This window comes from Xanthomonas sp. SHU 166 (assembly GCF_000364685.1).
GTDB lineage: Bacteria > Pseudomonadota > Gammaproteobacteria > Xanthomonadales > Xanthomonadaceae > Xanthomonas_A > Xanthomonas_A sontii.
Genome location: NZ_AQOJ01000972.1, coordinates 1 through 8,087, shown reverse-complemented (window position 1 = coordinate 8,087; position 8,087 = coordinate 1). Strand labels below are relative to the sequence as shown.

Genomic DNA, 8,087 nt, shown 5'->3' with positions numbered 1-8,087 from the left:
AACTGGACGCTGTCGCCGAACCTGTTCTACAGCTTCGGCGACAACGACCGCCCCGACCACATCGAGATCGACGGGCGCGAGGACAAGTTCAGCCAGGCCAATTTCGCCTACTCCGGCAGCAGCCTGATGCGCTACGGCAGCGGCGCCTTCCCCTCCCCGCAGCTGACCCCGGCGCTGCTGGCGCAGGTCAACAACATCCCCTCGCTGTACGCCAGCAGCTACGGCGAATCGACCAAGATCTACTCCGGGCAGAAGAAGGGCGGCGCCAAGTTCGACGCGCGCTACGACTTCGCCGACGGCGCGCTGACCGCGCTGCAGTTCGGCGTGAAGTACAGCAAGAGCAGCCGCCACTACAGCAACCGCGACTGGTGGACCGGCCCGGTGCCCGACACCAGCACGCTCGGCGACCTGGGCATCTTCAACGGCGGCTACGCGGCGATCTTCCCCGGCAAGTACCACTGGGCCACGCCGCGTGTCAGCGAAGGCGCGGTGGCGCAGGTCATCGCCAACCACCTCACCGATGACGACCTGGATACCTGCGGCAGCGCGTTCTACGTCAACAACTGGAACTGCAACACGATGCGCGGCACCGAGGCGGTCAGCGCCGCGTACGCGATGGCGACCTTCTCCTTCGGCAGTCTGGAGGTGGTGCCCGGCGTGCGCTTCGAGCACACCAGCATCCACAACACCTTCTGGACCACGCCCACCGACAGCGACGGCAACCAGCAGGTCGGCTATTTCGCCGCCAACAGCACGCACTACGACCAGCCGCTGCCGAGCGTGTTCCTGACCTGGCGCCCGGACAGCGCCACCACTTACCGCGCCGCGCTGTGGACCAGCTATACGCGGCCGGCATTCGTGCAGTTGGGCGGCGGCAGCCAGATCAACATCTCCAACGGCATCACCACCATCAGCCAGGGCAACCCGGACCTGAAAGCGATCACCTCGACCAACCTGGACCTGTCCGGCGAGTGGGCGACCGACCATGGCGGGTTCTTCTCGGTGGCCGGCTTCTACAAGCGCCTGCACCACTACATCTACGATGCGGGTTCCGGCCAGGCCAATTCGGGCACCAGCGGCAGCGGCACGGTGTTCTACCAGATGCCGACCAACGGCGGCGACGGCCGCGTCTATGGTGTGGAGGTCAGCGCACGGCAGCGCTTCCAGGATCTGCCGGCGCCGTTCGACGGGCTGGGCGTCAGCGCCAATGCCACGCGCCAGCATGCGCACGCGGATCTGGGCATGGTCGGCTTCGAGGACGAGCAGATGCAGTCGGCGCCGAATGCGATGGCCAATCTGGAGCTGTTCTACGAGCGCTCGAAGTTCTCGGTGAACCTGAGCTATCACTTCAGCAGTTCGTATCTGCTGAACTACGATTTCCTGCACCAGAACGCGCCGTGGGACGATCTATGGGCGCGGCCGACGCGGCGGGTGGATCTGCATGCGGGCTATCGGTTCGACAACGGGGTGAATGTGGATCTGTCGATCTCCAATCTCACCAAGGAATACAGTTACTGGGGCCATGTGGGCCGGCACAATCTGGCGGTGTCGGACATCGTGGATGCCGGCATGATGACGTTATTGACCGTCAAGTACGCGTTCTAGGGCGCGGCGGCGTGCGCACTGGGATGCCATGGCGGAGCGTTGCCAGGGTCTCTGCGGGAGCTTCTTCAGTCCCGACGGGACTTATCGACTTCGCCTTGGCCACGCTTTTTGTGGGAGGGACTTCAGTCCCGACGGGCTTTACCGACGCTGCTTGGATCATGCGATCTCAGCAGCTCATACTAGCGGCACACACCGCCGCTCTTGTAGGAGCGGCTTCAGCCGCGACAGGCCCTACCGAAACAGCCTGGACTATGGCTCTTGTGGGAGGGACTTCAGTCCCGACGGGCTTTACCGGTACTGCTTGGGCAGACAAGCAAAAGCAAAAGCTTTCGCCTGGCGGCGAGTCACTTTTCTTTGCTTGTGCAAAGAAAAGTAACCAAAAGAAAGCACACCCCGCCTTCGCGCCCGCTACGCGGGTCCGCTCCGCTAGCGGGATTTTCGGACGGGGCATCCTGCCCCGACCGAAAACGGCGCACGTCCTTGTGCGCCGCCCCCCTGCGGGGGGTTTGACCCGCCAGCTCCGCCGCTGCGGAGGGGACCCGGGAAGAGCAAAAGCTGAAGAGCAACAGCAACAGCAACAGCAACAGCAAGGTCAGCATCAGCAATACGAAGTTAATTCGTGGATCGACACCGTCGATGTAGTTGGTGTCACAACGCCCGGCTTTGTTTCCTGCATCCAACACCCTTCTTCTTCCTTCGGGACTCCGGCCGCAGCTGAGGGCCGCCAAACCTCCTGGAGCGCGCAATGAAACGCCGCGCCTTCTGTCGGTTCGGGTTGTTGGCGCCGTTGGGGTTGGCGGCGATGCCGATGCTGCGCGCGGCGGTGCCGGCATCAGCGCCGGTGCCGGACGGGAGACCCCACACGTTCGGTTTCGCCCAGGGCCGCTTCACGCTGGACGGGAAACCCTGGCAGATCCGTAGTGGCGAACTGCATCCGCTGCGGATCGCGAAGGCGGATTGGTTGCATCGGATTCGCATGGCCAAGGCGATGGGGCTGAATACCATCGCGCTGTATCTGATGTGGAATGCGCTGGAAACGGCGCCTGGGCAGTTTGACCTGGACAGCGGCGAGCGCGATTTCGTCGGCTTCATCCGGCTGTGCCAGCAGGAGGGGTTGTGGGTGTATCTGCGCCCGGGTCCGTATGTGTGCGCGGAATGGACGCTGGGCGGGTTGCCGCCGTATCTGCTGCGCGAGGCGAACATCTGTCTGCGCGATCGCCACGATGCGCGCTACATGGCCGCGGTGGAGCGCTACATCGGGGCGATCGCGCCGCGCATCGCGCCGTTGATGGCCAGTGCTGGGGGGCCGGTGCTGATGCTGCAGATCGAGAACGAATACTCGATGCACGGCAGCGACGTCGGCTATCTGCAGGCGCTGGCCACGCTGTGGCGGGGGCATGGGGTCGACGGGCCGTTCTCGCTGGCCGAAGGGCTCAAGGATCTGCGGCGGCGCCAGGCCATGTTGCCCGGCGCCGCGCTAGGCCTCGATGGTCCCGATCTGCACGATCTGCAGGCGGCCACGGCCTTCGCCGGGCAGGCGCCGGTGTGGGTGTCCGAGGGCTACCCCGGCTGGCTCACGCATTGGGGCGAGGCGCAGTTCGCGCGCCGCGACTATGCGCCGCTGCTGCGCCGCATCGCCGCCGCCGGCTATTCGTTCAATCTGTACGTGGTGCACGGCGGCACCAACTTCGGCCTCAGTGCCGGGGCCAATGCCGAGGACGACGGCTCGCAGTTCCAGCCGGCGCTGACCAGCTACGACTATGGCGCGCCGATCGACGAAGCCGGCCGTGCGACGCCGGCCTATTTCACGCTGCGCAGGATCATCGCCGCGCAAGCCGACACGCCACCGCCGCCGCTACCGGCCGCACCGCGGCGCGCGCACTTCGACGCGGTGCAGGCCAGACCCGTGGCCGCACTGTGGGACAACCTCGGCCCTGCGCTGCAGACCGACACCCCCATCGACAACCAGCGCCTGCTGGGCCAGGACCAGGGCCTGGTGCTGTATCGGCGCCGGATCGGCGCGGGCCAGTCGCTGCACCTGGGGCAGGTCCACGACTACGCGGTGGTGCATCTGGACGGGCGCGAACTCGACCACGTGTCGCGGGTGCGGCATCCGCGTCTGCACAGCGCGCTGCAGTTGCGCCTGCCCGATGCAGCACAGGACACGCGCGAGCTGGAGGTGCTGGTCGACAGTTTCGGCCACATCAACTTTGGCCCGGCGCTGGGCGATCGCAAGGGGCTGCTCGGTCCGGTGCGGCTCGATGGCCAGGACCTGCGCGGTTGGGAGGTGCGCGGGCTGGCGCTGGACACAGACCCGACGCCGTCGCTGCGCCCACTGCAGGCACCGCCGCAGCGCCCGGGCCTGTTCTTCGCCACCGAGTTCACCCTCGACCAGCCCGGCGACGTGCACCTGGACATGCGCGATTGGCGCAAGGGCTATCTGTGGGTCAACGGGCGCCTGCTCGGCCGCTATTGGGACATCGGCCCGCAGCAATGCCTGTATTGCCCGGGTGCCTGGCTGCGCGCCGGCGCCAACCAGGTGCTGATCCTCGATCTGCATCGGCTGCAGCCGGGCCTGGTGCGCTGCGCCGACGGTCTCGTCCCCACGCCAGCCACGCAGCCCGTCGCATCCCTTCCCTCCCCACAGGATCGCGCATGCACATGACATCGCTCGCCGCACCCGTCGCGTCCTCCCCGTCCGCCGCGGACCAGGGCGCGCCGCCGCGCACGCTGGGGTTCTGGAGCGCGCTGTCGGCCAACCTGCTCAACATGATCGGGATCGGCCCGTTCATCACCATCCCGCTGGCGCTGTCGGCGCTGGCCGGGCCGGCGGTGCTGCTGGGCTGGGTGGTGGGCGCGCTGCTTTGCCTGTGCGACGGCCTGGTGTGGGCCGAACTCGGCTCGGCGATCCCGCGCTCGGGCGGGCCGTACCACTACCTGCGCGAGGCCTATGGCCGCGACCGCGCCGGGCGCCTGTTCGGCTTCCTGTACCTATGGCAGACGCTGCTGACCGCGCCGCTGTCGGTGGCCGCGGCCGCGGTCGGCTGCGCGCAGTACCTGGCCTACCTGATGCCCGGGCTGAGCCATACCGCGCTCACCGGCATCGCCATGGCGCTGTGCCTGTTCAACACCGCGCTGCTGTATCGGCAGGTGCGCTCGGTGCAGGTGCTGTCGCTGCTGGTCAGTGCGGTGGTGATCGCCGCCTGCGTGTGGATCGTGCTCAGCGGCGCGCTGCATTTCGACATGGCGCTGGCGCGCGAGTTCCTGCAGGCGCGGCCGGCGTCGCCGCACGGCTTCTGGCTGGGCTTCGGCGCGGTGGCGCTGATCGCGGTGTACGACTACGGCGGCTACAACAACGTGTGCATGCTCGGCGGCGAGATCCGCAAGCCGCGCCGCACGATTCCGCGTGCGGTGCTGTGGTCGATCCCGATCGTGGCAGTGCTGTACCTGGGCTTGAACGTGACCCTGCTCGGCGTGCTGCCGTGGCAACAGGCGGCGCAGTCCAAGGCGGTGGTGGCCGACTTCATGCAGGCCATCTACGGCCCGGTGGGCAGCACCGTGGCGGTGGCGCTGATCGTGCTCGCCAGTTGGGGCTCGGCGCTGGTGGTGCTGCTGGGCTATTCGCGGGTGCCGTATGCGGCCGCGGCGGCCGGCCAGTTCTTCGGCGTGTTCGCACGGCTGCATCCGCGTGGGCGTTTTCCCACCGTGTCGCTGCTGTTCGTCGGCATCACCTCGGCGCTGGCCTGTCCGCTGTCGCTGGACGACCTGATCGCCACGCTGATGATCATCCAGATCCTGTTCCAGTTCCTGGCGCAATGCCTGGCGGTGGTGCTGCTGCGGCGGCAGCCGCGGCACCGCGCCCGCTTCGCCATGCCGCTGTATCCGTGGCCGCTGCTGATCAGCGTCTGCGGCTGGCTGGCGCTGCTGGCCACCAGCCCGCTGCCACGGCTGCTGGCGGCGATGCTGGCGCTGTGCGCGGGCACCGCGCTCTATCTCATCCAGGCCAAACGCGAGGCAGCATGGCCCTTCCAGCAATGAAAACCCACGACGTCGCGGTGGTCGGCGAGGTCTATCTCGACCACATCTTCAGCGGCTTCGTCACCTGGCCCGGGCCGGGCGAGGAAGCGATGGCGCGGCATTACCATCGCGACCTCGGCGGCGGCACCGTCAACACCGCCTGCGGGCTGGCGCGGCTCGGACGCAAGGTCACGCTGATCGGCGCGATCGGCGCCGGCGACCGCGACTGGTTCGCGCAGCGCCTGGGCGCGTTCGGCGTCGGCACCGAGGGCCTGATCGACCACCCCGCCGGCACCGGCGTCACCGCCAGCGTGTCGCTGCACGACGACCGCTCGTTCTTCACCTATCCCGGCGCCAATGCCGCGCTGGAACCGCTGTTGGGCAGCGCGGCTGTGCTGGAGGCGATGTGCGCCGCGCGCCATGTGCACTTCGCGCTGCCGCTGCCGGCGACGCTGGCGCGCACGCTGCTGCCGGCGTTGCGCGCAGCCGGTTGCAGCACTTCGCTGGACGTCGGCTTCAACCCGGCGTGGCTGGCCGATCCGGACAACCACGCCACCTGCCGCGCGGTCGATCACTTCCTGCCCAACCAGAAAGAGGCCGCGCTGGCCGGCTGCGCGGGCGACGACGCCGCGTCCTGCGCCGCCTGGGCGCAGGCGCTGGGGCTGGCGCAGGTCACGATCAAACTCGGCGGCGCCGGCGCCTGCGTGGTGGATGCCGCCGGCGCGCGACGGGTCGCCGCGCCCGTCGTCGCCGTGCAGGACACCACCGGCGCTGGCGACGCCTTCGATGCCGGCTTCATCGATGCGCTGCTGGACCACCTTTCCCTCGATGCCTGCGCGCAGCGCGGCTGCCTGTGCGGCGCCGCCTGCTGCACCGCGCTCGGCGCGCTCGACGGCCTTCCCGATCCCCCACGTCTCAGGAGTCTCCATGAGCAGTTCCTTTCCCAACCGTAAGCTCGCCCTGATCGGCGGCGGCGGCGTGCGCGCGCCGCTGGTGGTGTACGGCGTCAACGATGCCGCCGAAGCGCTCGGTGCGCGCGAGATCGTGCTCTACGATCCCGACCAGGAGCGGCTGGCGCTGATGGTTGCGCTGGGCCGCGCCGTGGTCGCCGAGTTCGGCGGCGAGCTGCAGGTCAACGCGGCCAGTTCGGCGGAAGCGGCGATCGACGGCGCGCACTTCGTGCTCAACAGCATCCGCATCGGCGGCATCCACCAGCGCGCCACCGACGAGCACACCATCATCCGCCACGGCTACGCCGGGCAGGAAACCACCGGCCCCGGCGGCGTCGCCAAGGCGCTGCGCACGGTGCCGGTGGCGATCGAACAGGCGCGGATGGTGGAGCGGCTCAGCCCCGACGCCTGGCTGGTCAGCTTCACCAACCCGGCCGGGCTGATCACCCAGGCCATCAGCCGCCACACCCGCGCACGCGTGGTCGGCATCTGCGACACGCCGGTGGAGCTGTTCCACAACATCGCCCGCGCGCTCGGCGAGCCGCCCGCGGACGTGGACTGCGAGTACGTCGGCCTCAACCACTTGGGCTGGATCCGCGCAGTGCGCGTGCGCGGCGTGGACGTGCTCGACCGCATCCTGGCCGACGACGCGATCCTGCGCCAGCTGTACCTGGCGCCGCTGTTCGACTTCGACATGCTGCGCACGCTGCGGCTGATCCCCACCGAATACCTGTACTTCTACTACGAGCGCAGTCGCGCCCTGGAGAACCAGCGCGCCAGCGGCGCCAGCCGCGGCAGCGAGATCGAACGGCTCAACCACACCCTGATCGCCGACCTGCGCAGCCGCCTCAACGCCGGCGACGGCAGCGGCGCGGTGCAGACCTACGCCGCCTACCTGCAGCAGCGCTCCGGCTCGTACATGCGGCTGGAGGCCGAGGCCGGCTCGGCCTTCGCCGACGACCTCGCGCCGCAGCCGGACCCGTTCCGCGCCAGCACCGGCTACCACCGCATCGCCGTGGACGTGATGAGTTCACTGACCGGCGCGCTGCCGGGGCGGCACGTGGTCAACGTGCGCAACCAGGGCTGCATGCCGGAACTGGCCGACGACGACATCGTCGAGATCTCCTCCACCATCGAGCGCGACCGCATCACCCCGCTGCCGGCGCGGCCGATGCCCGAGGCGATCCAGGGCCTGGTGCGCACGGTCAAGGCCTACGAGCACGCCGCCATCGACGCCGCGCTCAGCGGCAGCCACCTGGACGCCTGCAAGGCGATGCTGATCCACCCGGCCATTGGCGAGTGGAGCCCGTCGCGGCGACTGCTGGAGGCCTTGTTCGGCCATGCCGGCAACGGCGACGACGACGGCGAGTGCGTGTGCTCGGGACCGATGCACTGGCACGGCGCGCATCACCACCACTGAGCCGGCCGGTTGTGCGGTCGCAGGATGCATCGGACGGCCACACGTTGTAAGGTCGTCGCAAATTGGTCCGTCATAGGTACCATCAACCTGCCCTC

The 8,087-nt window shown here is 68.6% G+C and carries 6 protein-coding genes; 5 read left to right on the top strand and 1 reads right to left on the bottom strand.

Annotated elements, in window-relative coordinates; all coding sequences use genetic code 11:
* Nucleotides 1–1,605: TonB-dependent receptor (locus tag D180_RS21760; protein ID WP_017914435.1), on the top strand; the 1,605-nt coding region annotated here is incomplete at its 5' end.
* A 344-nt stretch (nt 1,606–1,949) separates the two neighbouring features.
* On the opposite strand, the gene D180_RS23580 is transcribed toward D180_RS21760, so the two are convergent.
* Nucleotides 1,950–2,288: a hypothetical protein gene (locus D180_RS23580; protein ID WP_157835498.1), complete on the bottom strand. Its 339-nt coding sequence runs from the start codon at nt 2,286–2,288 to the stop codon at nt 1,950–1,952.
* 62 nt (nt 2,289–2,350) lie between these two features.
* Here D180_RS23580 and D180_RS21755 point away from each other — a divergent pair, with 62 nt between their 5' ends.
* From D180_RS21755 to D180_RS21740, 4 genes are read left to right on the top strand one after another with little or no spacing between them, the layout of a single operon-like run.
* Nucleotides 2,351–4,270, top strand: coding sequence for a beta-galactosidase (locus tag D180_RS21755; protein ID WP_043091531.1), 1,920 nt, complete (start codon nt 2,351–2,353; stop codon nt 4,268–4,270).
* Nucleotides 4,267–5,643 carry an APC family permease gene (locus tag D180_RS21750; protein ID WP_017914433.1) on the top strand — a complete coding sequence of 459 codons (1,377 nt, stop codon included), beginning with the start codon at nt 4,267–4,269 and terminating at the stop codon, nt 5,641–5,643. The genes D180_RS21755 and D180_RS21750 overlap by 4 nt, the downstream gene beginning before the upstream one ends.
* Nucleotides 5,640–6,575: a carbohydrate kinase family protein gene (locus tag D180_RS21745; protein WP_017914432.1), complete on the top strand. Its 936-nt coding sequence runs from the start codon at nt 5,640–5,642 to the stop codon at nt 6,573–6,575. Before D180_RS21750 ends, D180_RS21745 begins: the two co-directional genes overlap by 4 nt.
* Nucleotides 6,550–7,992 carry a 6-phospho-beta-glucosidase gene (locus tag D180_RS21740; protein ID WP_017914431.1) on the top strand — a complete coding sequence of 481 codons (1,443 nt, stop codon included), beginning with the start codon at nt 6,550–6,552 and terminating at the stop codon, nt 7,990–7,992. Before D180_RS21745 ends, D180_RS21740 begins: the two co-directional genes overlap by 26 nt.
* The last annotated feature ends 95 nt before the right edge of the window (nt 7,993–8,087 follow it).

What these genes read in the sequence shown, in the direction of transcription:
- D180_RS21740 (WP_017914431.1), top strand. Translation starts at nt 6,550, where the DNA reads ATGAGCAGTTCCTTTCCCAACCGTAAGCTCGCCCTGATCGGCGGCGGC.
- D180_RS21750 (WP_017914433.1), top strand. Translation starts at nt 4,267, where the DNA reads ATGACATCGCTCGCCGCACCCGTCGCGTCCTCCCCGTCCGCCGCGGAC.
- D180_RS21755 (WP_043091531.1), top strand. Translation starts at nt 2,351, where the DNA reads ATGAAACGCCGCGCCTTCTGTCGGTTCGGGTTGTTGGCGCCGTTGGGG.
- D180_RS21745 (WP_017914432.1), top strand. Translation starts at nt 5,640, where the DNA reads ATGAAAACCCACGACGTCGCGGTGGTCGGCGAGGTCTATCTCGACCAC.